Source organism: Nocardioides marinquilinus (assembly GCF_039543705.1).
Taxonomy (GTDB): Bacteria; Actinomycetota; Actinomycetes; order Propionibacteriales; family Nocardioidaceae; genus Nocardioides; species Nocardioides marinquilinus.
The window spans coordinates 361,824-386,214 of sequence record NZ_BAABKG010000004.1; the positions used below are offsets into that span (position 1 = coordinate 361,824).

Sequence of the window (24,391 nt, forward strand, 5' to 3'; positions counted from 1 at the left end):
AGCGGCCGGGGCCGTTCTGCTTGGTGCGCGTGTGAACACTAACCGATGCCCTCGGGGCCGCCAAACCGGGTATGCCTCGGCGCGCCGCAGCGGTGCCTCGCGTGCCATCGTGTCGCGCATGCGCGCCTGGATCGACGGAACACTGCTCGACGACCCGACCGGCCCGGCGGTGTCCGTCGTCGACCACGGCCTCACCGTCGGCGACGGCGTCTTCGAGGCGATCAAGGTCGTCGACGGACAGCCGTTCGCGCTCACGCTGCACCTCGAGCGGCTCGCCCGCTCGGCCGCCGGCCTGGGCCTGCCGGTCGTGGACGACGCCGTCGTCCGGGCCGGGGTGGACGCCGTCCTCGCGGGTCAGGACCTCCCGCTCGGCCGCATCCGCATCACCGTCACCGGCGGGCCGGCACCGCTGGGCTCCGGGCGGGGCGACCACCCGCCGACCGTCGTCGTGGTCGCCGCCCCGATGGGCGCACAGCCCGAGACCGCCGCCGTGGTGACCGTGCCGTGGCGGCGCAACGAGCACGGTGCGCTCGCGGGGTTGAAGACGACGTCGTACGCCGAGAACGTCGTCGCGCTCGCCGAGGCGCAGCGGCAGGGCGCGGGGGAGGCGGTCTTCGCCAACCTGGCCGGCCACCTCTGCGAGGGCACCGGCACCAACGTCTTCTACGTCGTCGACGGCGAGCTGCGCACCCCCACGCTCGCCAGCGGCTGCCTCGCCGGCGTCACCCGCGCCCTGCTGCTCGACTGGCACGGCGGGCGCGAGGTCGACGAGCCGATCGAGGTGGCCGAGCAGGCCGACGAGGTCTTCCTGGTCTCCACCACCCGTGACGTCCAGCCGGTGACGCGGTGGGGCGACCGCGAGCTCGCGGTCGGCGAGGTGACCCGGGCCGCGGCTGCCACCTGGCGCGCGCGGGAGCCCGAGCTGCTCGGGCAGTAGCCGGCAGCTAGCGCAGCGCGGCGACGAGGGAGTCGAGGTCGATCGACTCCTCACCCGGCGCGACGGCCAGCCACGTGCGCCGCAGGAACGAGAGCAGCTCGCCGGTGCGGACGCCGGCCCGCAGCCGCCCCTCGGGGGAGTGGAAGTCCATGCGGACGACGGCCCGCCCGTCCTCGTCGACCGCCGGCCGCAACCGGACGTCACCCTCCCCGCACGGCTCGGCCAGCCCCTGCGTGAGCAGCGAGCGGGCGATCGTCCACGGGATGTCGCCCGCCGGCACGTGGAAGGTGACGACGACGGCGAACGGGTCGTGCGGGTCGTAGGAGAACGTGGCGATGAACGCCATCGGTCGACCCTGCTGGTCGTCGCAGTGGAGCGCGATGTCGGCGCTGACCGCGGGAGCACGCGGCGGTTGCGTCATGTCTGGAACCCCTGTCCGAGAGCCGTGGGGACAGCAGCCCCCTACCTCCTAGGACGCCCTCGGGAGTGGTTCGGTTGCACTGCCGCCGCGGATTTCTCAGAGGCCCCCGCAGATGGGCTACAGTCAGCGACCGCACGGGCGATTGGCGCAGTGGTAGCGCGCTTCGTTCACACCGAAGAGGTCACTGGTTCGAACCCAGTATCGCCCACACAAAACCGCAGGTCAGAGGCAGTATCCGCTCGACCAACTCCCGGCCATTCAAGGCCGTGGGGGCTATTTGGGGTCCATTGGGGACCCCGTTCGCGCAATCTGTGCACGAGCGGAAACCGATGCCTCTGTCCTGCTTCACACAGAAGAGGACAGTCCCAATGGCTGGTTCTAAGAAGGACGGCCGCGGCTACCGCGGCACCTACTACGTCACGGCCGAGGACGGCAGCGTCCAGCGTCGCAAGACGGCGACTTGCCCAACGAAGCGTGGCGCGCTGATCGCGGCGCGTGACGAAGAGGCCAAGGTCCGAGAGGGATCCTGGTTTGACCCACTGCCTGGACGCATGACGGTCGCTGAGTGCTTCGAGGGCTTCTGGCTCGCGAATCGAGGCGGAGAACTTACGACTCGCAACACCTACAGAGCTCACTGGAACGCTCCCAAGCGCGGCATCCGGGCGCGCTTTGGTCGGCTGGAGCTGCGGCAGATTCGCACCTCACACGTTCAGGGCTGGGTGGCGCGGATGCGTGCCGACGGGCTGTCGGCCACGACAATTGAGGGGCGCTTCATGACCTCCAAACGATCCTCGCAGCCTCGCGGGGCCGCAAGTGCCCTCCGCGACGGTTTGATCAAGGTGAACCCGTGCCATGGAGTTGAGATCCCGCGCCGGGTGACGAAGCCGGTCAAGATCTACAGCCTGGAAGAGGTGGGCCCCCTTCTTGATGCGCTCGACCCGTGGTAGCTGCCCGTTGTTCGTCTGGACGTCGAGACCGGTTTGAGGTGGGGCGATCTGACCGGCCTTAAGGTCTCGGACCTTTCGCTGAACTACCAGGTGGCCACGGTGAATAGGGTCCTTCTGGAACTCCCAATCTCGCAAACCGCTAACGGCACGCCGTACCTCTTCAAGGACTATCCCAAGGAGGGGCCGCGGGCGAACCTCAAGATGGTCTCGCTCAGTGACGACGCGCGCGCATGTGTATCTCATGTGATTGCCACGCGAGGTTTGACTGCCGACGACCTGCTCTTGTCGATGCCCAACAAGGCCGGAGGCATGTGCCAAGTGGAGCGACCGACGTTCGGCAAGCAGCCGAACCAGGTATTGCCTGACCGCTGGACGGTCCTCCGTAAGGCAGCATGGCCGGGAGGCCTGCCGATCTCACGGACTTACTTCCGCGAGCAAGTGTGGCGCCGCGGCATTGAGCGTGCAGGCCTCCCGTACCTGAAGTTCCACGCGCTCAGGGCGAGCCACATCAGCTGGCTCTTGGCCGGGGGCGCGGATCTGCCGGCGGTAATGGAGCTAGTGGGTCACATACGGTTCGCGACAACTCGTCGATACACCAAGGCCATGGAAGACGCGGGTCGGCGCGCGGTGGAAGCCCTGGAGGCCATCAAGCGCCGGCACGGCTTCAAGAGGAGGTTCTAGTGACCACCAGCAGCCTGCGGTGGCCGCGCTCGTGTTGCCTTGGTTTGCGGCCCTCGGCCTCTTCCACTCCTATCGCGAGCGAGACGCAGATGGCTACTGTGGAGGCCATCCAGATCGAAGTAGTGGTGACGGCAAAGGACGAGATGACTAAACAACCCGACGAGGACGTCCGAGAGTCGAACGAGGAGGATGAGCTCTTCGCGGAGACCGAGGACGATCTTGGAGATCTCTCGGGCGAAGAGACCTTCGACGCCATGGTGGTATCTACCGACTGGACGACGGAGACTCTGCTCAGTCAGATCCTGCGCGGAAACCTGGAGCTTGATCCCATCTTCCAGCGCCGAGATGCCTGGGATCGCCGAAAGAAGAGCCGGTTCATTGAGTCGCTGATCGTCGGACTACCCGTTCCGCAGGTAGTCCTCGCGGAGCGAAAGGGACGCCGCGGAGAGTTCTTGGTGCTGGACGGGAAACAGCGCCTTCTCAGCATCGAGCAGTTCGCACGCGGCGACTTCAAACTCAGTGGGCTTGACCTTCGAAAAGACCTCAACCGCTTTTCGTACGAAGCGCTGCCGGAGGCAGAACGTCTTGCGCTCGACACCCAAACCATCCGGACGATGGTGGTACGGAACTGGAAGCGCGAGGAGTTCCTCTACCTGGTGTTCCTGCGGCTGAACACTGCCAACGTCCCGCTGAGCCCTCAAGAACTCAGGCAGGCGCTGCATCCGGGCAAGTTCGTGGCGTTCGTGAATGACTACACCGCCGAGAACACCGACTTCGCCTCGCTCATGCGTCGGGACGGTCGCCCAGACTTTCGTATGCGGGACGTTGAACTACTCGTTCGGTTCTTCGCGTTCACGCGCTTCCTGCCAGAGTACACAGGCAATCTGAAGGACCTCTTCGATTTCACGTGTAAGTCGTTGAATGTGGAGATGGCGAAGGATCCATCCCGGGTCGAGGCTGAGGCCCAGCAATGCCTTGAGGGCGTCCGGGCCGTCACTTCCATCTTCGGAAGGGATGCCTTCCGAAGGTGGAACCTCAACCAGTACGAGCGACCGTTCAACCGGGCAGTTTTTGATGCGCTGATGTTCTATGCCTGCGACGCCGACATTCGTGCCGGGATGCTGGACAAGTCCGCCGAGGTGATCGAGGCGTTCAAGGCCGCTTGTGAGAACCTGGAGTTCCGTGAATCTGTGACCACAACGACCAAGAGCACGGATTCGATCTACGATCGGCTCTCAATCTGGGGAGCGAGCCTCTCACTCCTACTTGGCTCCGCTCCGGCGGTTCCTATTCCAAGTCGAGGCGTGGACGGTCGGATTGCCTACAGCTAGGTACAACCATCTCGATCGCCGTACGAGCCAACTGGCTGCACGGTTCCTCCCGTCGCCGAAGGCCCGATACTCGGCTGAGGAATACGACTACGTTCGAGGATTCGTGCTGCTCGTTCACGCTGAGATCGAAAACTACGTCGAAGACATGGTCGCCGGGGTCCTGACAGCGGCTCGGGACCGGTGGATCGACCACCAGCGCCTCAGTCGGTGTGTGACGACGCTGATGATGTACAACGACAAGCAACTCGCGCCGCCGGCGTCGCTCGCAAAGCAAAGCCCCAACGACACACTCGACGCAACCGTGAAGAATGTCATCAAGAAACATGGTGACTACGTCACACGGGACAACCACGGCATCAGGCAGAAGAACCTCCTCAGGCTGCTCTTGCCCATCGGCGTGAGCGACGGAGACCTTGATCCTGTTTGGCTGGGTGACATGGACACGTTCGGAGCTCTACGCGGCTTGGTTGCTCACACGTCAGCGAAGCGGGTGCAGACGCCACCTGATCCGGGCATCTCGCAGCGGACTGTCAACGATGTCCTCAGCGGCCTCCTGCAACTGGAGCCACTCTTGGTTGCGCTCAAGCGCAAGTAGCGGGCGTTTTGAGGTCCGACGTGGGGTTCGGGTTGCGCATGCGAGCCGCCAGTCTGCTCGTACCGCCGCACCCAGCGGGTGCACGTCGTAGCGTGAGCCCGCCGGCGCGAAGGTGTGGCGACACTCACTCGGGGATTCACACCGTAGAGATCACTGGTTCGAAACCAGTATTGCCCACCCGTCTGCGCAGTTGGTTGGCGGTAGGCCCGTCTTCGGTTGTCACGAAGGTGACCCGTCAGCGCAAGGCGGTGCCATGATTGTTCTGCTCGCAGTACGCGTACCCGCGGCGGCGACTCATGCACACCGTGGCCTAGTGTTCTACGCCCGTCGAAGGTCTTCATCCGCCATGTGCGCATCTAACCGCCGTCTCTCGGAGCTCTGCAATGGACCTGAAAGAACGTCATCACGCGAGGTCTAGAGCCAACTGCGCAGAGTCAAGCTCGGGTCGATAGATTTCACGGCCTGGGCCGCGGCCATCAGCTCGTCGCCATGCCACCTCGTCGATGCTGAGTCCGAACTCTCCGCCGAAGAGAACGGCCGACCGGACAACCATTGGGATGGAACCGGTCACTTGCCATCCGCCGCCGACTTCGAGACGCGACCCCTCCCAGTCGTCTTCTCCCCCGACCTCACGGTCGAACACCGCTGTGAAACGCACCGACTGGCCGATGTCGTACTCGACCAAGGTCAGGTCGGGCGGGACAGCTGCCTCGCTCACGGACCGAAGTGGCCGTTCCACTCCACGTCTTCGATGGTTACCGAATAGGGAGCCGTGTCGAAACCGAGGTCGGCCAGTTCTGGGACAAGTTCCGACTGGAAGTCGGACTTCAGGTAGAAGTCGTAGAACTCGGCATCCCGACTGATCTTGACGGCCGCGGGCAAGCTCTCAGCCTCCCACGGAAGCTGCTCAAGGAGCCACGCTCCAAAGTCGCGAATCAACTCGACCCTGCCACCGACTCGGTTCACGTCCTCCTGGAGGACGTCAGCAAGTTTGCCTCCTGCATCGCCGAACACTCTGTCGGATGATACGAACGCGATGTCGAGTCCCTCCGCGGCGAGCGCCAGTACGTCCGACCAGATGAGCGCGTCCCGCTATCCGCTGCCCTTCGAGTTGAAAGGCGGCAGATGCATCACGGCCCGCTCCACAAGTTCTTCATGGGGGACCGTTGGCCACGGGAGGACGTTGAAGGCGAGCCGCTCATCCCAGCGCTCGGTTATGTATGCCCGGTAGTCGAACTGGTCCGCCACCGTTGCAATGGGGGTTAGACCGAGACGTCGCCTCACCTTGGCGATCTGAGTGATCTCGCCGTCACTCCGCTCGACGGCCCGCTGGTGGTTTGCAACCAGTTCCTCGAGAACAACAGCGGGCACGTAAACGGTCAACCAAGTCGCGTGGAACATGTGCTCCAGGAGCTGGTACTTCAGACCTCTGCACATAAAGTCTCGCGACAGCTCGTTGGCATCGAGGACGACGGTCTTCAGCCCGCGAGCGTACGGTCGATGTTTCGCCGACGCCGGGCAATCAGCCAGACGATGAATCTCCCTGCGCGCGTCGACGGGCGCCACCAACATTGTGTCCTGTCGGCGTGCGCGTCTCGCCCAAACGGCCATATCCGTCGGGGGTCGTCACTAAGGTCTACGGATGTGACAGAAGTTGTGGTTCCGCGCGCCGCCGCCGTGCCCGAGGTCGGACAGATCGTGACCGTGCGCGGAGCCAACTGGGCGGTTGTCGACGTGCAGCAGCAGGGCCTCGGTAGGAGCACCGCTGACGACGCCGCCACGCAGCTTCAGCACGCTGTCACCCTCCAGTCCGTGCAGGAGGACCGCCTCGGGCACGAGTTGCGAGTCGTATGGGAACTCGAGCAAGGAAGGAGTGCGCTAGCGCATCGTGGGCTCCCCGAGGTTATCGACCCCGACAAGTTCGACGACCCGAACCGACTCGCAGCCTTCGTCGACGCCTTGCGCTGGGGTGCGATCACCAGCGCTGACGACGGCACCGTCCAAGCCCCTTTCCGCAGCGGCGCCAACGTCGAGCCGTACCAGCTCACGCCGCTCAAGCGAGCCCTGGCCAGCCCTCGTGCGAATCTCTTGCTGGCCGACGACGTCGGTCTGGGCAAGACCATCGAGGCGGGCCTGGTGACTCAGGAGCTCCTCCTGCGTCACCGGGCACGCACAGTGATCGTGATCTGCCCGGCAGGTCTGGTCTTCAAATGGCAGGACGAGATGCAGGAGAAGTTCGGCCTCGACTTCACCGTCGTCAACTCGGACACGATGAAGGATGTACGCCGATCCCACGGAGTACACGCGAACCCGTTCACTCTCTTCCCACGGATCATCGTCTCGATGGCCTGGCTGCCGGGACAGCGTGCCCAGCGCCAGCTGCGCGACGCGTTCGCCGGCAGCATCCACCGATTCGCCTTCGACATCCTCGTCGTCGACGAGGCACACCACGTTGCCCCGAGCAGTCCCGTGCGCACTGACAAGGTGGGACAAGAGCGTCGTGGCTATGCGGTCGACTCGCAGCGCACCCGGGCCATTCGCGAGATCGCCGAGCGCTCCGAACACCGCCTCTTCCTCAGCGCTACGCCGCACAACGGTTACACGGAGTCCTTCACGGCGCTGCTTGAGATGATCGATCCGCAGCGCTTCGTCCGTGGCAACAAGATCGACCCGGCTGCCCTTGAAGAGGTCGCAGTCCGCCGCCTCAAACGAGACCTTAAGGAGGCGAAGGGCTTCGTCGACCGCAAGGTCAGCCAGCTGCCCTACACCCCGACCGCCGATGAGTCGACGGCCTATGACCGACTGCTCGCCTTCACCCAGCGGCGCGACAAGGCGGTCGCGGAAGGCGGCGGGAGCAGGTCGGCCCGCGACATGGCGACGCTGCTGTTGAAGAAGCGCTTCTTCTCGTCACCGGTGGCGTTCGCCCGGACCGTCGACGTCTACCGCGACACCCGGACCAGAGGGCTGGACGTCGACTTCGACCTCGATTACGACGAGATCTTTGGCCCGGACGCGGACGAGCTTGAGGAGGGTAAGACCGACCAGCCTGAGCTAGAGGCCCTCCGCGAAGCAAGGAGCTCGTTGCCGCCGCTCACGGACGCCGACGTCGAGGACCTCGACTGGCTCAGCGACTGGGGTCACCGCTTCGAAGGCCGACCCGACTCCCGGCTCGAAGCATTGCTCTCCTACATCGAGGGCACCCTTCGTTCGCATGGCGACTGGAACAACGAGCGCCTGGTGGTCTTCACGGAGTACGTCGACACTCTCCGCTGGATCCGTGACATCCTCCGCCAACAGGGCTTCGAAGACGAGCGCATCGAGATCATCGAAGGCAGCACAGATGCTGAGACCCGTGAACTCATCCGCGCTCGATTCAACGAGAGCCCGGCCAAGACCCCCGTCCGGATCCTGCTGGCGACCGACGCGGCAGGAGAGGGGATCGACCTCCAGAACCACTGCCACCGACTCATCAACTTCGACATTCCGTTCAACCCGAACCGCCTCGAGCAGCGGATCGGCCGCGTAGACCGGTATGGGCAGACCGAAGCCCCTGACATTCGCCACTTCGCGCCGGTCATCGGAGGGGACACGGCCCTCAGCAAGGACGTGGATCTGCTCGCGCGAGTCGCGCTCAAGATCGACCAGATCATGCGAGACCTGGGCTCGGCGAACGAGATCATCGCCCCCGATCTGCAGCGCCAGTTCGGCAGCGACGTGATCAAGAGCCGCCGCGCGAAGGCGGAGAAGGACCCGATCGCCGGCATGATGAGCGGCGAGAAGGTGCTCAACGCCGAGTTGGCCCGCCTGGAGCAGAACCTCGCCGACAGTCGTGAGCGGCTCCACCTTCGTCCTGAGAACCTGCAGCGCGTTGTCGAGACTGCGTTTGAGCTCAACCACCTCCCACCTCTCGAATTGGTCGGTTCCGAAGACACCGACGTGCCCGTGTTCCAGCTGCCGAACCTCGACAACTCCTGGGAGCAGGTCACGCGGGGCCTTTACACACGGCTCGATCAGAACAAGCCACGGCCGATCGCGTTCGATCCCAAGGCGCTGACCCAGGATCCGAACGTCGTCTACATGCACCTCGGATCGCCGCTTCTCCAGCGTGCAACTCGAAGGCTCCGCTCAGCGCTGTGGGGCGGTGACCGCTCTTTGGAGCGGGTTAGCGCCACGGTCGTCCCTGGGCTTGAGGAGTCGTACGCCGTCGCGGTGACTCGACTCGTTCTGGTCGGTCGCGCCGGCCTGCGTCTCCATGAGGAGGTGTTCCTAGCAGGTACCCGGCTCGCCCGCCGGCAAGCGGTGGGCGAACAGCGTGCGGAGGAGCTCTTGGAGTCGGCACTCGACTACGCAGATCTCGAGACTGTTCCGGCGCAGATCGCGGCGCAGATCGCGGCCGCCTGGAACACCGCTGGAGACCATGGACTCCGTGCCCGTGTCCAACACGCGGTCGAGGACCGCGCCCAGCGGCGCCGGAGGGAGGTCGAAGGCCACCTCGCCGAACGCAAGGAAGCAGATCGGTCCCGAGTGGACGAGATCTTCGACAGGTTCGAGCAGACCCTGCGTGACGCGCTCCGGGAGGCGGAAGCGCTCGAAGGCGACCCCCAGCTCGGCCTCTTCGACGACGAGCGTCGCCAGAGTGAACGCGACCTTCGAGAGATCCGGCGCCGCATCGACGCGCTGGACGAGGAGCGGGAGCGCGAGCTCGCTGGCGTCGAGGCCCGCTACGACGACGTCCGTCCCTGGGAGTTCCCCGCAGCAGTGATCTTCGCCCTCGCACCGCGCGACTTGGTGAACGGATTGGCGATTCGATGAGGAAGCGCACGAGCAAGAGCTCCGATGTCCACAGTGACTGGCTCGCCCAGGTCGACGTCGACGGGCCGTTCCTCGCCTATCCCGTGCTCAAGGACATGTGGCCGAACGGGGTGGATCGCCTTGGCGACACCGACGACCGCTTGGTCACGTTCAAGCAGGCCTACGCCCAGTGGCAGCGAGCCTTCGACCGGTACGTCGAGCAACCCAAGACTCCCGAGTCGAAGAGCACCTATGACGCGGTACGCCGGGCCTGGATCGACGTGGTCCTCGACGACATCGCCGAGTGGGACGGCTTGCGCACCGACTCGGATGTGACGGTTCGATCGCCGGGCGAACAGATCACGGTGACAGCGACTGGCGCGCTCCAGGGCAGGGACGGCAACCCCGTGGCGCTACTCCTGATCTGCGAGCCGACGTCCGGGCTGCGCGACGCCGGCCTCGACGGATGGGCGGCCAACGACATCGACCGTCTCGCGATGTTGCTGCGCAAGGCAGCGGTCGAGGTCGGCATCGTCACCGATGGCCAGTGGTGGGCGTTGGTCTGGGCGAAGGAAGGCAAGCCGACGGGTTCGGGCATGGTGAACGCGCTGACGTGGGCCGAGGAGCCCCTGCTGCGCGACGCCTTCTTCACCTTGATCGACCAGCGTCGCTTCCGCGCCTCCGACGCCGAACAGCGTCTGACCCGACTCTTCAAGCGGAGCGAGCTCGAGGCGGAGGAGATCACCGAGGCTCTGGGAACCCAGGTCCGCCGCTCCGTAGAACTGCTGGTCCAGGCTTTCTCCGAGGCTCGGCTGGAGGCGGCTAAGGCCGGTGACCCCGATCCGCTCACCGAGAAGCCCGACGACATCTATCAAGCCGCCGTCACGGTGATGATGCGGATCGTGTTCCTGCTCTTCGCCGAGGAACGCGACATGCTCCCGACCGAGCAGCTCTATTGGGACTCGTACGCCATCAGAGACCTTCTCGACGGCCTCCGCGCCCAGGCAGCAGGGGGAGAGGAGCACCTCGACGAGACGTTCGATGCGTGGCACCGACTCCTTGCCGTCAGCAAAGCGCTGCACGGGGGAGTCAACTACGACGAGATGCGCATGCCTGCCTACGGCGGATCGCTCCTGGACCCGGACCGCTTTCCATGGCTCCACGCCACTGACGCCCGCGGACTCCGCCTTAAGGTCTCCGACCGCGTCATGCTTCACGTGCTCGAGTCGGTCCAGACCGTCGTCGCCAAGGGTGAACGACGCCGGATCTCCTTCCGCGAGATCGACGTCGAGCAGATCGGCTACATCTACGAGGGCCTCCTCGGCTACTCCTGTGCCGAGGTGACCGACGACATCATCCTCGGACTCGTCGGCAAGGACGGTGCAGAGCCGGAGATTCCGCTCCGCACCATCAACGACCTCTACGACGAGCACGGTGGCGACTCCAAGAAGTTCACTACCGCGCTGACCGTCTGGGTCAAGGAGCACCAGCCAGCCGCAACCGGCAAGACCGCCGCAGCATTGGCCAAGCTCGTCGAGAAGGAGCCGAACGGCGAGGAGCGCGGTGAGCTCGTGCGGCTACTGACGCCAGTGGCCGACGGAGGCACCGAACTGCTGGACACCTTGGTGAGCTGGGGCAATCTGATCCGCCGCGACCTGCGCAACATCCCGCTGGTGTTCCCCGTCGGCGGCCTCGTTGTGGTCGAGACGCCCTCGCGCAAGAACGCAGGCGCCCACTACACGCCTCGGTCACTGGCCGAGGAGGTCGTCCTCCACGCCCTTCAGCCTCTCGTCTACGAGCCGGGACCGCTGCAGACCAACGACGAGAAGGAGTGGCGGCTCAAGTCCGCCGCGGCCATCCTCGACCTCAAAGTCGCCGACATCGCAGCCGGGTCCGGCGCGTTCCTCGTAGCGGCAGGCCGATATCTCTCAGAACGTCTCGTCGAGGCCTGGATCGCTGAAGGCATGCTGGATGAGCCTGCTTCGGGTGACGCCGAGGAACTCCGCCGCCGCGCGATGAGAGAGGTGATTGCCCGCTGTCTCTACGGCGCTGACATCAACCCGATGGCGGTCGAGATGTGCAAGCTGTCGCTCTGGTTGGTCTCGATGGACAAGACCAAGCCGTTCTCGTTCGTGGACGACAAGGTCTTCTGCGGGAACTCATTACTCGGGCTGACCTCGCTTGAGCAACTCCGATACCTCCACTTGTATCCCAAGCCATCACGCATGCAACAGCAGCTCCTGGTGGACATCGATGCCCGGATCGCCTCGGCGACTCAGCTCCGGCACGAACTGGCGAGCCCAGTCGAGGAGCGCGACCCGATGCGGTCCTCGCGAGCCAAGTCGCGACTCTTGGCGCAGCTCCATGGGGTGACGGCTGAGCTGCGGCTGATTGCTGACGGCATCATCGCTGCTGGCCTCCCGCTGGGAGGGAAGCCCGGCCGGCAGCTTGACGATGCGTTCAAGACGCTGTCATGGCAGTTGCAAGAGGCGTTTCCGGCTGCTGGGAGTGACGGCAACGCGACGAAACTGTTGGAGCGGCTTCAGGTGGGGCTGAGACCGACCGTCGAGACTGATTACGAGCGGTGGGAGCCGATCCACTGGGTCATTGAGGCCCCGGATGTCATCGTCGAACACGGCGGCTTTGATGCTGTAGTTGGCAATCCTCCATTTCTCGGCGGGAAGAAGCTGGGCGGAGCGCTTGGCGCGAATCTGCGTGACTGGCTAACGACCGCCACCAGCCCGGGTGCGCCTGGCGGAGCCGACTTGGTCTCTCACTTTCTACGGCGAGCTGCCGTTCTTCTACGGGACCGGGCGGCAGTCGGGCTCATCTGCACGAATACGGTGGCCCAGGGCGACACCCGCGAAGCTGGCCTTGACGTGTTGCTTCGAAATGGTTTCACGCTCGCGCGTGCGATTAGGAGTGCGCCGTGGCCCTCATCATCGGCCACCTTGATTTATGCCGGCCTTTGGATGTTCAACGGCCCAATAGGTGGTTCCGTCGGGCGCTGGCTTGATGGCGAAGTCGTGCCAGCGATCTCTAGCCTTCTCGAACCGGCGCGCAGAGTATCGGGAGATCCTCTTGCGCTGGCAAGTAGCGCCGGGCGTGCGTTTGTCGGGTCGTACGTTTTGGGAAAGGGATTCATTCTGAGCGCTGAAGACGCAGCGAAGGCGCTGTCGACAGGGGCTGGCGATGCGGTCGTCGTGCAGCCGTACCTTGGTGCTGACGATCTGGTGACGCGTCCGGACTCCTCCGCTTCGCGCTGGGTCATCAACTTTCACGATTGGCCCGTCGAAAAGGCGCGCCAGTTCGGCGTCTTCGATATTATCGAGAAGGCGGTTAGGCCGGAGCGACAGCGGACTAAGCCAGACGGCTCCTTTGTCTTGCGGCGTCCGCTCCCGGACCGCTACTGGCAGTACGCAGACAAGCGGCCCGCTCTTTATCGCGAGCTCGCTCATGTCGATGAGGCAGTTGTCATGCCTCGCGTCAGTAAGATCTTCTTGCCGACGATTGTGTCGTCGCGACAGGTAATCGCCGATTCATGTGTTGTGTTTCCAACCTCCTCCCGCGGCGTTTTCGCGCTTCTAAGCTCTTCAGTTCACCAGGTGTGGGTAATGACCTACTCCTCAACTCTCGGTGCGACCATTCGGTACACGCCGTCGGACGTCCTTGAAACCTTTGCCTTTCCGGCAGACATAGATAGCCTTTCCGTCGTTGGGTCGTCGTTGCATGAACTGCGAGCCAAGGCGTTGTTGCGTCGTGGCGTTGGACTGACGGCCATCTACAACCTGATCAACGATCCGCACGTCGCCGAGCACGAAATCGCGCGTATGCGAACCCTCCACGTCGAGCTCGATGAGGCGGTCATGCAGGCGTACGGCTGGGAGGATGTCGAGCTCGACCATGGCTTCCATACCTACCGCGAGATGGAGCGGTGGACGGTTTCACCGGCGGCTCGCGTCGAGATCCTCGACCGTCTGCTTGAGTTGAATCACGAGCGCGCACGTGAAGAGGGACAGGAGGTCCCTGACCAGGGACCCTCGCGGGAACAGGACACACTCTTCGCATGACCGTCAGCGCATCAACCCCCGTCCGCGCCGACCTCGTGGCGCTGATCGAGCAGGAACTTCTTGGTCCACGCAATGGCTCGGAGGAGGAGATCAAGGGGACGCCACGGGCGGCGTACATGGTTGGCGCGTTGGCGCCGGTCACAGTTGACCCCACGCTTGAGGTCCGGGTCGTTGGCGACGAGGGCGCAGATCCTGCCGAGACCGGACTCGCTGTCAGCGATCTCGATCCCATCACCAACGGCCAGTCGGGCGTCCCGGTGCCGACGGATGAGGACCCGGCCGAAGAGGACGAGGACCGAGATGAGGGCGCGAAGGGCGCGCTGACGCACCCATCATCGATGGGGCTCCGATTCCAGGTTCCGCGCGAATGCGGAGTCCTCAGTGTGACTGCCTCGTGGGGGCGGTATGAGTCGTTCCGTCAGGAGAACGAGGATGGTCGCAAGATCCAGTTCTCCCGACGGATCCCCTTCGAGCGCACCGTTGAGATCGATGTACGCGACCACGCGGAGCACGTCGTCCTCCCGCCGATCACCTTGGATTCAGACGTCACGGTGCGCGTCGAGCTCTACCCACGCGTGGATCGCACGATCGTCGAACTAGCGCTTTCAAACGACCGGGTCACGGCGATGGACGCGCCGCCGGGAGACTGGCTCCTCCAGACCAAGTTGAGGGTCGAAGCCAACAGCGGCGAAGCGGTGTTCCTGCCGACCCGCGACGTCCTTGCCGACGGCTACGACGAGCTCGACCCGGAGCGTCAGCGCCTCGACCTGCAGTACCGGCATCGCCTTGAGTTCGCCATCGGCCGCACCACATCGGTGACCTGGAGCGAAGGATTCGATGCCGACGGTGAGTCCCTGCGGCGTGCCACCTCTGTCGAGACGACGTGGCTGCCGACAGCAGACGTTCCGCAGACCGTTGCGGGCAGTGCTGGGAAGGCCGAGACGGCTATGCGGGTGCTCATGGATCTTGATCCGGCAGGCGTAGATGACGCGTTCATCCCGCTCGTCGACGGCTACCGTGAATGGCTCGACAAACAGTCTGCGCTCGCTGAGCATTTGCCCAGCCACCTGACCGAGATCGCTGATGAGGCGATCGCCGAAGCGCGGCTGGTCGTCACCCGGCTCGAGTCCGGCCTCAAGCTCCTCAAGACGAACTCCCAAGCGCTCGAGGCGTTCCGCTTCATGAATCGCACGATGCGAGACCAGCGAATGCGTTCCCAGGTCGCCGCCAAGCGCTCGGAGCGAGCGACCTTGTCGATCGAGGACGCCGTCGCCGAAGTGGAGAAGGCTGGCGACGCCGCAGCGTCGTGGCGGCCGTTCCAGCTCGCGTTCATCCTGCTCCAAACGCCAGCGCTCAGCGATCCGACCGACGGCTTCCGCAGCGGTCCTGCCGCCAACGTCGAGCTGCTGTTCTTCCCCACTGGTGGCGGCAAGACCGAGGCATACCTCGGGCTGGCGGCCTTCACCTTCGCGATCCGCCGCCTCCAGGGCGTCATCGAGACCGACGACGGACCACTGGACGGTGGCGACGGCGTCGCGGTCCTCATGCGCTACACGCTCCGGCTTCTCACCTCCCAACAGTTCCAACGCGCCGCCGCGCTCGTCTGCGCAGCGGAGCTGATGCGTCAGGCCGATCCCACCACTTGGGGCGAGCGCCCGTTCAGCATCGGCCTGTGGGTGGGCTCAGCGGTCAGCCCCAAGCGCTACACCGACGCGAAGCAGCAGGTCGAGAACGCTCGACAAGACACCGGCAAGACGCACGGGCTGACGGTGCTCCAACTTCAGCGCTGTCCATGGTGCGGCTCCAAGATCGACCCGAAGCGCGACCTGCACACCGTCGGAGCCACCGAGCGGATCGAGGTTCGCTGTGGTGACCGCAAGGGTCACTGCCCGTTCTCGCTCGACGGTGACGCCGGGCCACTGCCGATCACGACCGTCGACGACGAGCTCTACCGCAACCCGCCCACGTTCCTCCTCGCGACCGTCGACAAGTTCGCCCGCCTCGCCCGTGAGGGTGAAGCAGCCAGCCTCTTCGGCTACGTCTCTGAACGTTGCCCCCGCCACGGGTACCGGCACCCCGACTCACGAGGAAGCTGCACCGGCAAGTCCCACAACCAGAAGAGCGAGGGCGGCAAGACCTACCCCCGAGCCAACGTCGCGAAGGTCGGCCGCCTGCGGCCGCCGGACCTGATCATCCAGGACGAGCTGCACTTGATCACGGGTGCGCTCGGGACGGCTGTCGGCGTCTTCGAGAACGCCGTGGACGTGCTCTCCTCCTACGAGCAAGGCGGTACGACTGTCCGCGCCCTTGTGGTTGCATCCACGGCGACAGTGCGGAACGCCCTCAACCAGGTCACCGCGCTCTATGGACGTGGGGTAGCGGTGTTCCCGCCCCAGGTGCTCGACGTGCGCGACACGTTCTTCTCCAAGGAGAAGGAGGTGTCGGAGGAGGATCCGGGGCGCAAGTATCTCGGTGTCTGTGCCCACGGCATCCGTCTGACGCTGGCCGAGATCCGTATGTCCGAGGTGCTTCTCCTCGCTGGCCAGAAGCTTCTCGATGAACACGGCGACGCCGCGGATCCGTACATGACGACGGTCGGCTACTTCTCCGCGACCCGTGAGCTGGCAGGCATGCGGCGCTACCTCGACGACGATGTGACGACCCGCGTCGCCGGCAACACCGAGCCGTTCCCCCGCCGTACAACCGACTGGACCCGGCTGTCGATCGGTGAGCTCACTGCCCGGATCTCGGCGGAGGAGATCGCCAGGACGCTCGACCAACTCGCGGTGCCCTTCGGCGAGCGCTGGACCACCCGGGGGAAGGCGGCCTACGGAAAGGCATACCAAGTGGCGATCGAGGCCAAGCAGGCACCACCGAAGTCCCTGCCGCGCCCCTACGACGTCGTACTCGCGACGTCGATGCTCCAGGTCGGGGTCGACGTTCCACGGCTTGGCCTGATGCTGGTCGTGGGCCAACCGAAGAACACTGCCGAATACATCCAGGCGTCCTCTCGCGTCGGCCGCGATGCCTGCAAACCTGGCCTCGTGGTGTCGTTGGCGAACTGGTCGCGCCCTCGCGACATGTCCCACTTCGAGTCGTTCCGGCACTACCACGAGACGTTCTACGCCCAGGTCGAAGCCTTGAGCGTCACGCCGTTCTCAGACACCGCCATGGAGCGCGGATTGATGGGCATGCTGGTCAGCGCGATACGGGTTGCGGACGAAGGACTGCCCGCGTCACTGTCGCCGGCGGATGGTGCCGGTGAGGTCCTCAGCAAGCTTCCCGCAGCCCAGAAGCTCATCGACAGGTTGATCGCACGCGCAGCCCCCGCGGCACCTGATTCCCAGACGCTTGAGCGGATGCGCCAGAAGCTGCTCCAACGCGTTGACCGGTGGTACGACAAGGCCAAGGAGTACGGCGGCGCGCTCGTCTACGAGCGTCCGCGGAAGGGCCATGTCGAGTGGCCGCTTCTGATCAGCCCCGAGACGACCTTGCCGACACCGGCCGATCACGTGTTCGTCGTAGCCAACTCCATGCGCGAGGTGCAGCCGGAGTTCAACCTCCTGGTCAGCCCCGCCCCAGCCAATCTCGCGTTCAAAGCGCCGGCCACAGCTCCAGACTGGGACTTCCCGACGGGAGATGACGCATGAGCGAGACATCTCTTGACGCCGGCGCCGCCGATCAGGGTCTCGCGCCCGTGACGATCGGTCTCGCCGAATTTGATCCCATCGCCGACATCGAGGCCAATGTCACCAAGAACCGCAGCAAGGTCGGTTCCGTCCGGCCGTCGGCGCTGCTCTACACCTCGGGCGTCGGAGCCACTGTCGATCTGCCCCACCTGTCCGTGATGCCACATGGCCTGGACGCCTGGCAGCGCTATTACGACCGCCGAGCCGGCGGCGCGGACGTCATCGTCGAGCCTCGACTCCTCGATCTGGTCCAGGCATACCTCGGCGACCAGGTCACCCAGCTGCGCAAGGCGCCCTGGGCGCCCGAAGCGCCGGGCGGGTTCGGTGTCGAGACGATCGACCTCGGGATCCCGGCGCGCATCTTCCCGCAGTGGCTTCGCTGCACCGGGTGCAACCTGCTCGCTCCGGTGAGCCACCCGATCTTCGAGTTCAAGAACGTTCTCAGGTACCGACCCGACCAGGCGACGTTCGTCCATAAGGACTGCAAGGGCTGGAGCCCCGGCACAGGCAAGTCGAAGACAAGGAAGGGACGTGATCAGGCCGCAGTGCCCGCGCGCTACCTGATCGCTTGCATCAACGGGCACCTCGACGAGTTCCCGTACGCCGCCTGGGTCCACCGTGGTGGCTCCTGCCCGAACGCCAAGGTCCCGCAACTCCGGATGCGGGAGTGGAAGAGCAACCTCGGCCCGGATGTTCAGATCATCTGTCTGTCTTGCGATGCGCGGCGCGGCATGCTGGAGGCCACTGGGCCGAAGGCAGCCGACAAGTTGCCTCGGTGTCGCGGCCGGCATCCACATCTCGACGCGTTCTACCAGTGCGACCAGCCGGGCAAGCTGATGATGCTTGGTGCGGCCAACCAGTGGTTCGCCTCCACGGTCGGTCTTCTCGCGCTTCCTCGCGAGGAGGTGGCCACCGTGGCCGATCTGCTCCCAGTTCTCCAATCGCTGCCGCCCGAGGTCCTCGCCGCGGCAACCGGGAGGGACGCGCTCGCTGGATTTCGCGGATGGGCTGGCAGCGTCACGCAGAGCGACCTGTTCGGGAACGCCACCGACGACGTCCTGTGGGAAGCGATTCAGGCGCTCAAGGGCGCTGGTGCCCCGCCTCCGACGGCCGCGGCGAGCACTGACCCGACCGACATCTTGATTCCCGAATGGCTGGTACTCACCGATGAGGAGAAGTACACGAAGCACTCGGGTGCAGCGGACTTCCGCGCCGTCCGCCGGAATACCCCTGCGACCCTGAAGCCGATCGTGCGGGAGGTCGTTGCGGTCGAGAAGCTCAAGAAGGTCAATGCGTTCCTCGGCTTCACTCGCATCGACGCACTCGACCGCATCGACGACAGCAAGAGCCGCGTCGCGCCCCTGAGCCGCGACGGCCGACCGACATGGGTCCCAGCCACCGAGGACCGTGGGGAGGGGTTCTTCCTGCAATTCCACGAGGAGGCAGTCGCCGCCTGGGAGGCGAGCATCCTCGAGCGCGACGTCTGGGAGACCTACCGGCGTGCCCACGAGCTCAACTTCAAGCGACGGACCAGCAAGACGGCAGACAGCATCGATCCTGACAGCCGATTCCCCGCGCCGCGGTACTGGGCCCTCCACACTCTGTCCCACCTGCTCATCCGCGAGGCGGCTATGTCGAGTGGCTACGGCTCGGCCAGTCTCACCGAGCGCATCTATGCATGGCGCGAGGACGGCGAGCGGCCACCTGCGGCGGGGCTGCTCATCACAACAACCGCGTCCGACAGTGAAGGAACCCTGGGCGGACTGGTCGACTTGTCGAGGCCGGAGCGGCTTGAACCCCTCGTTCACGATGCCGTCCGGCGGGGAGCGCGATGCTCCAGTGACCCGGTCTGCTCCCACCGCCGCCCCCGAGGCAAGGAGGACTTCCTACACGGCGCGGCATGCCACTTCTGTCTGTTCGTCAGTGAGACCAGCTGCGAGCGGACGAACCGGTTCCTCGACCGGCGCATGCTCCTCGACCTCCTGGTCGATCTAGACATCGCGACACCCGCGCTGCTGCGGCCGATCCTCGGAGCCTGATCCATGTCGCCCGTCGCCCGGTTGGGCGAGTTGCTGGCGCCCGCCGAGGCTGGAGCCATCGCAGCCGCCCTCCGCCAGCAAGGCCTCCCGCACCTCGCGGCTCAACGTGCCTTCGAGGTCAACCGAGGCGAGGTCAAGTCGCTGCTCGTGGCCCTGGTCGAGGAGGCCGGGGGTGCCGCACTAGCCGCCGCTGTCCTCGACGGGATCGCCTCCGTTCCCCGGAGACCGGGCCCTGAGCCTGTGTGGACCGCCCCGACCTTGCCGGGACTGGGTGGTCGAACTACGCTCGCCGTCGCTGAACTGATCAACAGAGCGACCGCGACCGTGTACGCGGCGACCTATTCGGCCGGCGCCGGATCGGACTACGTCCAGGCGTTGGCGCACGCCATCGATCGCGGGATCACCGTCACCGTCATCGTCGACCGCGGTATGCAGGAGAAGAACGGCGGAGTGGTTCCCAAGTCGCTTGCCGGGGCGAGGGTATGGGCGTACGCGCCCGAGTCGGTGGGGAAGTATATTCCTCTTCAGCATGCGAAGCTCGTCGTGGTAGACCGCATCGCCGCGCTCGTGACCAGCGCCAACTTCTCCAACGCCGCAGCCAAACTCAACCTTGAATGCGGACTGCTCAGCCACGACGTGGAGGTCGCTGAGAGCCTTGTCCGGCAGATGGAGACGCTGTATGACCACGGCGCGCTCGTTGACTACTGACGACGCTGGTGTCGAGGGGGTTTGAGCATGCGTTCAGTGGGTCTTTTCGCCGGCATCGGCGGCTTCGAACTCGGCCTGCAGCGTGCCGGCATCGTTACCGATTTGCTGTGCGAGTACTGGGAGCCGGCCTCGGCTGTCCTGAAGAAGCGTTTCGACACCGAGGTTGTCGGCGACATCTGCGAGCTTCGATCGATTCCGAAGGTCGACGTCGTCGCCGCTGGCTTTCCCTGCACCGACCTGAGCCAGGTTGGCCGAACCGCCGGGATCGACGGGTCCGAGTCTGGTCTCGTGCGAGAGGCATTCCGGCTCATCGAAGGTGCTTCGCCGACCTGGGTGGTGCTTGAGAACGTCCCGAACATGTTGAACCTCTCGGGCGGGTCGGCGATGACGTTCATCGCCGACTGGTTCGAGAAGCGGGGGTGGAACTGGGCGTACCGAACCGTCGACTCACAGAACTTCGGCCTTCGACAACGCCGGCGCCGTGTCTTCCTTATCGCTTCGAGATCTGAAGACCCCAGGGGTGTGCTGTTCGCCGACGAGGTCGGTTCGCCGCGCCAACGCGCCAGTCACTCGGCCTATGGCTTCTACTGGACCGAGGGCAACCGGGGGCTCGGCTGGGGCGATGGCGTCACGCCGACGTTGAAGGGGGGGTCGAAGCTCGGGATTGCCTCGCCCCCTGCTGTGTGGCGGGTCGGGGAAGAGGTAGGTCAAGCAATTGCACGTCCGAGCATTCGCTCGGGTGAACGCCTCCAGGGCTTCCACGCCGGATGGACGAACGTCGGTGCGAAGGACGGTGCTCGATGGAAGATGGTCGGAAACGCCGTCTCAGTCCCCGTCGCGCAGTGGATTGGCACCTGTCTCGTCACGCCTCGCGAACCGGCCGAGGTCAGCCGGCGTCGTCTCGTCGCCGGTGGGAGATGGCCCACTGCAGCCGCTTCGATCGACGGCTCTCGTGAAGCGTGGGCACTGAGCGAGCGCCCCATCGCTGTCTCCCGAGGCCCGTCGTTGGGTGCCCTTCTTGATCAGCATGGCGGCGTACCGTTGTCGTATGAAGCGTCGAACGGCTTCTTCACGCGGCTGCAGGCAAGCACGCTGCGAGTCCGCGGCGACTTCCGCGCTGCGCTCAAGGCCCACGTCGAACTGGTCGCAGGATGAATAACGCGCCGATGGGCAGGTTCCGTGCTCACTCGCCCCCCGACAGCGAGGCGCTCGCCCGCGACGGGCAGCCGTATTACGCCATCAACAGATTGTCCGAGATTGAAGGCAGACCGAGAGTGGGATCGCTTCGAGATGCAGTTGGCGGACGGCCTCTGGATGCTCGTGCGCCTGACGACATGATTCGGGATGTCCCGCGCTCCAGCGCCCGAACAAGTCGACTGAAGGGCGGCCTGCGGTGACAGGCAGCTGGGCGTCGACGCCCGGCGTACGTCGCTCGATGCAAGGCAACCGGAGGCGCGACACCAAGCCCGAGATTGCCGTCCGACGCCTCGTCCATGCCGCTGGTCTCCGCTACCGGGTCGACCACAAGCCGCTCGGCTCCCTCAACCGTCGAGCCGACCTGGTCTTTCCGCGGCAGAGGATCGCTGTTTTCGTCGATGGGTGTTTCTGGCATGGCTGCCCCGAACATCACACCGTCTCCCGATCGAACGAGACGTTCTGGGCTGAGAAGGTTCGGCGCAATCGTGAGCGCGACCGCGATACGGATGAGCGGCTCAAGGCGAACGGCTGGCTGATTCTCAGAGCTTGGGAACACGAGCCGCCAGCGGACGTTGCCGAACGAGTGATCGAGGCTGTTACAGCACGAAGAAGCCAACCGCTCACCCAGCGCTCCTGAAAGCCTCAAAGCGCTGGGCGAGGCGATCCTTGTCCGGCTGCTGAGCTGCCCGCCGGGGAACCCAGAGTGGTCGGCGATCCATCTGCTGCAGGCCGTACTTCAAACATCGGACCGTCGACCTCGGTGAGCACGTCGTCCTTGATATGCACAACGTAGTCGGGTGAAATTCCCAGGATGTACTCGTCGTACGCGGCATGGTGGATCTTGCAGAGTGCCAGTCCGTTGCTGACGACTGGCAGTCCATCCGTTGCGATGTCCGCCGAGATGTGCGCGGCATCGAGGAGCGGCGTCTTCTTGAGGTCGCAGACAGCGCACTTAAGCTGGTATGCGCCGAGAACGCGAGATCGGAACTCCGGCTGGTGCATGCGCTGACGGACGACGCGCTCCACATATCGGCGCTGGTCCTCGGTGAGATGAGCCGGATCCGGGAGGAACCGAAGGCTCTCGTCGAGCGCCAGCACGAACCGCCGATGCTCAGGCTCCTCCTTCACGACGTAGACCGGCATCACGGGGACGAACCGACCGTCGGCGATCTTGCGGAGCATGACGATCGGGAGTCCAAGTCGCATGGCCTCGCGGAGCTTGATATTCGACCCCCCACGCGGATCCTGCCCGGGCGGCCGCTTCTCGTATGAGTATCTGTAGAGCGAATCGCCGTGGTCGCCGTCGTCGTACTCGCTGTCGGGATCGCTCACGATCGTGAGCGTGCCGGCGTACGACGACGGGTTCCAGATTCCTTTGCCCACGTCCTTGACGCGCTCGGGACCAAAGCCGAAGTCCACGCGTCCGAGCCATTTGCTGGTCAACACAGCGCTTTGAGCGAACTCCGTGGCTAGCGCATGCATGAGGGCTTCCCGCTTGCACAACTCCTCAGCCAGGTCAGCCACAAGCCCCAGGATGGCAGAGGCGGCCCATCGGGGGAGGGGATTCATGCATTAGGCGGCCGGTCCATCCGTCCCCACATCGTTGTCAGTGTCGACCTCGTCTGCGAGCTCCATGAGGAGTCGCTGGATTCGACCAAGATCATGCTGGGCATCCAGATACTCGCGGTAGCCAGCTTGCGCGTCCGCGAGAAGCTTGTCGTACTGGACGACGCGGATGCTCTTTTGAGCTAGTGATTGGATCGATTGAGTCTTGTTCTGAGAGGTGTCCCAACCCTTGAGCTCCCGCCCGACTACGACGACAACTTCGAGCGCCTCCGGGCTTCCGATTGAGTCGAGGTGCCTCTGTACAACGTCCTTGTACTTCTGGACCTGCTCCATGATCTGGTAGTCGGCGACCTGAACGCTTCGTCGTTTGAGCTCGACGATCACGTTCATCCCGCCGGTGCGCTTGTAGCGAATGTCCATGCGGGCATCGCGCTCCTCCTGCTTGAGCGTCGCATCAATGTCGGCAAAGGAGGACGCGATGCGTTCCTCCTTTTTGCGATCGGTTGCGCGCTCCCAACCAGGATCGAGAAGCCACAGGTTCTCGAAGAGATGGTCTTGAAGGACTTTCTCCAACGCGTTGTCGTCGAAATGCGCCAACAGCTTCTCGATGACCTCGATTCGCTGCTGGACGATTTGGTGATAGAGCGCTGCCTGGATGTCCGTCACGTCACGGAAGAGGGAGGTCGCAGCCGCAATGTCGCCAGGTTTTAGCGCCTCAAGCGCGTCTAGGTTGTCGCGGTATCGCAGTGTCTCGAACCCGACTACGGCCTGGGCGAAGAGCGCACGTCGCTCCGGCTCCTTGTCGATGGTCAACTGGTTGATCTTGCCGAAGAGGGAGACAGCCTTCTTCCTAGTGTCGCCGCTGAGGGTGGAGAACCACTCCTTGATCAGAGGGTTGTCGAGTGCGGCGCTCGTGCCTTCCTTGTTGCGAAGGTCTGTCCACTGGTTGCCAATTCGGGTGATCTCGGCTCGAAGCCAGGTCTTGAGGAGGACGAATCGGGGGTCGTCTTCGACGATGTGTTGACGGCTGCTGGTGGCGATGTCATCCAAATCATCGACATCGAGATCGTCGGCGCGGATCTCGCCGATGAGGTACGAGGCATAGATTCCGTTCTCGTTGAACTCCTCAAGGAGGTCCTCGTGCGCGACCTTGCCCCGAACAATCAAGCTGAGCTTGTTGAGATTGTCTCGCGTATCGCTGTCCTTGAGCGCGCCCGCAGTTCGGGCAGTGCCGATCCACCCAGATATCGTGATGCTCAGTGGCTCGCCATCGGGCCCGACGTCATCGTCAGTGGTCGGTGTCTGGATCCCTCGGACCTCGGTGAACTCAGCCTTCGTGCACCGGTCCGTCACGCGGGTAGCGCCAGCAGCATCGTCGTACACCCACACGTACTGAAGCTTCCCGAAGTAGTTGCGGTC

General features: G+C 64.6%; 18 protein-coding genes and 1 tRNA gene. 13 read left to right on the top strand and 6 right to left on the bottom strand.

What is annotated here, in order from left to right; genetic code table 11:
• Positions 1–118: 118 nt before the first annotated feature.
• Positions 119–937, top strand: a complete 819-nt coding sequence (locus ABEA04_RS17120; protein WP_345461353.1) for an aminotransferase class IV — start codon at positions 119–121, stop codon at positions 935–937.
• Between the two features lie 7 nt (positions 938–944).
• Here the strand turns inward: ABEA04_RS17120 and ABEA04_RS17125 are convergent, their stop codons facing one another.
• Positions 945–1,358 carry an SsgA family sporulation/cell division regulator gene (locus ABEA04_RS17125; RefSeq protein ID WP_345461356.1) on the bottom strand — a complete coding sequence of 138 codons (414 nt, stop codon included), beginning with the start codon at positions 1,356–1,358 and terminating at the stop codon, positions 945–947.
• Positions 1,359–1,494: 136 nt separating this feature from the next.
• On the opposite strand from ABEA04_RS17125, the gene ABEA04_RS17130 reads away from it, so the two are divergent.
• The 5 genes from ABEA04_RS17130 to ABEA04_RS17150 all read left to right on the top strand — a co-directional run bounded on the left by ABEA04_RS17130 (position 1,495) and on the right by ABEA04_RS17150 (position 4,912).
• Positions 1,495–1,566: transfer RNA gene (locus ABEA04_RS17130), tRNA-Val, on the top strand.
• A 160-nt stretch (positions 1,567–1,726) separates the two neighbouring features.
• The gene (locus tag ABEA04_RS17135; RefSeq protein ID WP_345461359.1) at positions 1,727–2,305 is read left to right on the top strand and encodes a hypothetical protein; all 579 of its coding nucleotides are present in this window, start codon (positions 1,727–1,729) and stop codon (positions 2,303–2,305) included.
• A gap of 15 nt (positions 2,306–2,320) precedes the next feature.
• On the top strand, positions 2,321–2,986 hold the full coding sequence (locus ABEA04_RS17140; protein ID WP_345461792.1) for a tyrosine-type recombinase/integrase: 666 nt from the start codon (positions 2,321–2,323) through the stop codon (positions 2,984–2,986).
• Positions 2,987–3,084: 98 nt separating this feature from the next.
• The gene (locus tag ABEA04_RS17145; RefSeq protein WP_345461362.1) at positions 3,085–4,317 is read left to right on the top strand and encodes a DUF262 domain-containing protein; all 1,233 of its coding nucleotides are present in this window, start codon (positions 3,085–3,087) and stop codon (positions 4,315–4,317) included.
• Complete coding sequence (locus ABEA04_RS17150; protein WP_345461365.1) at positions 4,304–4,912, top strand: HEPN domain-containing protein; 609 nt, start codon at positions 4,304–4,306, stop codon at positions 4,910–4,912. Before ABEA04_RS17145 ends, ABEA04_RS17150 begins: the two co-directional genes overlap by 14 nt.
• 403 nt (positions 4,913–5,315) lie before the next feature.
• Here ABEA04_RS17150 and ABEA04_RS17155 read toward each other — a convergent pair whose 3' ends face one another.
• The 3 genes from ABEA04_RS17155 to ABEA04_RS17165 form a co-directional block, all read right to left on the bottom strand.
• Positions 5,316–5,630: a hypothetical protein gene (locus tag ABEA04_RS17155; RefSeq protein WP_345461368.1), complete on the bottom strand. Its 315-nt coding sequence runs from the start codon at positions 5,628–5,630 to the stop codon at positions 5,316–5,318.
• Positions 5,627–5,926 (bottom strand): hypothetical protein, encoded by a 300-nt coding sequence (locus tag ABEA04_RS17160; protein WP_345461370.1) that lies wholly within the window; start codon positions 5,924–5,926, stop codon positions 5,627–5,629. Before ABEA04_RS17160 ends, ABEA04_RS17155 begins: the two co-directional genes overlap by 4 nt.
• Positions 5,927–6,004: 78 nt before the next feature.
• On the bottom strand, positions 6,005–6,478 hold the full coding sequence (locus tag ABEA04_RS17165; protein WP_345461372.1) for a hypothetical protein: 474 nt from the start codon (positions 6,476–6,478) through the stop codon (positions 6,005–6,007).
• 78 nt (positions 6,479–6,556) lie between these two features.
• On the opposite strand from ABEA04_RS17165, the gene drmD reads away from it, so the two are divergent.
• The 7 genes from drmD (at position 6,557) to ABEA04_RS17200 (ending at position 22,043) form a co-directional block, all read left to right on the top strand.
• A complete protein-coding gene (gene drmD, locus ABEA04_RS17170) occupies positions 6,557–9,724 on the top strand; it encodes a DISARM system SNF2-like helicase DrmD (RefSeq protein WP_345461374.1) in 3,168 nt (1,055 codons plus the stop codon).
• Positions 9,721–13,773, top strand: coding sequence for an Eco57I restriction-modification methylase domain-containing protein (locus tag ABEA04_RS17175; RefSeq protein WP_345461376.1), 4,053 nt, complete (start codon positions 9,721–9,723; stop codon positions 13,771–13,773). The genes drmD and ABEA04_RS17175 overlap by 4 nt, the downstream gene beginning before the upstream one ends.
• A complete protein-coding gene (gene drmA, locus ABEA04_RS17180; protein ID WP_345461378.1) occupies positions 13,770–17,423 on the top strand; it encodes a DISARM system helicase DrmA in 3,654 nt (1,217 codons plus the stop codon). The genes ABEA04_RS17175 and drmA overlap by 4 nt, the downstream gene beginning before the upstream one ends.
• Complete coding sequence (drmB, locus tag ABEA04_RS17185) at positions 17,420–19,501, top strand: DrmB family protein (RefSeq protein WP_345461381.1); 2,082 nt, start codon at positions 17,420–17,422, stop codon at positions 19,499–19,501. Before drmA ends, drmB begins: the two co-directional genes overlap by 4 nt.
• Before the next feature lie 3 nt (positions 19,502–19,504).
• Positions 19,505–20,209 (top strand): DISARM system phospholipase D-like protein DrmC, encoded by a 705-nt coding sequence (gene drmC / locus ABEA04_RS17190; protein ID WP_345461384.1) that lies wholly within the window; start codon positions 19,505–19,507, stop codon positions 20,207–20,209.
• A gap of 36 nt (positions 20,210–20,245) precedes the next feature.
• A complete protein-coding gene (locus ABEA04_RS17195) occupies positions 20,246–21,364 on the top strand; it encodes a DNA cytosine methyltransferase (protein ID WP_345461387.1) in 1,119 nt (372 codons plus the stop codon).
• Between the two features lie 238 nt (positions 21,365–21,602).
• A complete protein-coding gene (locus ABEA04_RS17200; protein ID WP_345461390.1) occupies positions 21,603–22,043 on the top strand; it encodes a very short patch repair endonuclease in 441 nt (146 codons plus the stop codon).
• A gap of 5 nt (positions 22,044–22,048) precedes the next feature.
• Here the strand turns inward: ABEA04_RS17200 and ABEA04_RS17205 are convergent, their stop codons facing one another.
• Positions 22,049–22,930 (bottom strand): HNH endonuclease, encoded by an 882-nt coding sequence (locus ABEA04_RS17205; protein ID WP_345461393.1) that lies wholly within the window; start codon positions 22,928–22,930, stop codon positions 22,049–22,051.
• A gap of 48 nt (positions 22,931–22,978) precedes the next feature.
• Positions 22,979–24,355, bottom strand: coding sequence for a PDDEXK family nuclease (locus ABEA04_RS17210; RefSeq protein WP_345461396.1), 1,377 nt, complete (start codon positions 24,353–24,355; stop codon positions 22,979–22,981).
• Between the last annotated feature and the right edge of the window lie 36 nt (positions 24,356–24,391).

Coding starts and splice junctions, on each gene's coding strand:
- ABEA04_RS17125 (WP_345461356.1), bottom strand. CDS start 1,358: ATGACGCAACCGCCGCGTGCTCCCGCGGTCAGCGCCGACATCGCGCTC.
- drmB (WP_345461381.1), top strand. CDS start 17,420: ATGAGCGAGACATCTCTTGACGCCGGCGCCGCCGATCAGGGTCTCGCG.
- ABEA04_RS17135 (WP_345461359.1), top strand. CDS start 1,727: ATGGCTGGTTCTAAGAAGGACGGCCGCGGCTACCGCGGCACCTACTAC.
- ABEA04_RS17120 (WP_345461353.1), top strand. CDS start 119: ATGCGCGCCTGGATCGACGGAACACTGCTCGACGACCCGACCGGCCCG.
- ABEA04_RS17175 (WP_345461376.1), top strand. CDS start 9,721: ATGAGGAAGCGCACGAGCAAGAGCTCCGATGTCCACAGTGACTGGCTC.
- drmA (WP_345461378.1), top strand. CDS start 13,770: ATGACCGTCAGCGCATCAACCCCCGTCCGCGCCGACCTCGTGGCGCTG.
- drmC (WP_345461384.1), top strand. CDS start 19,505: ATGTCGCCCGTCGCCCGGTTGGGCGAGTTGCTGGCGCCCGCCGAGGCT.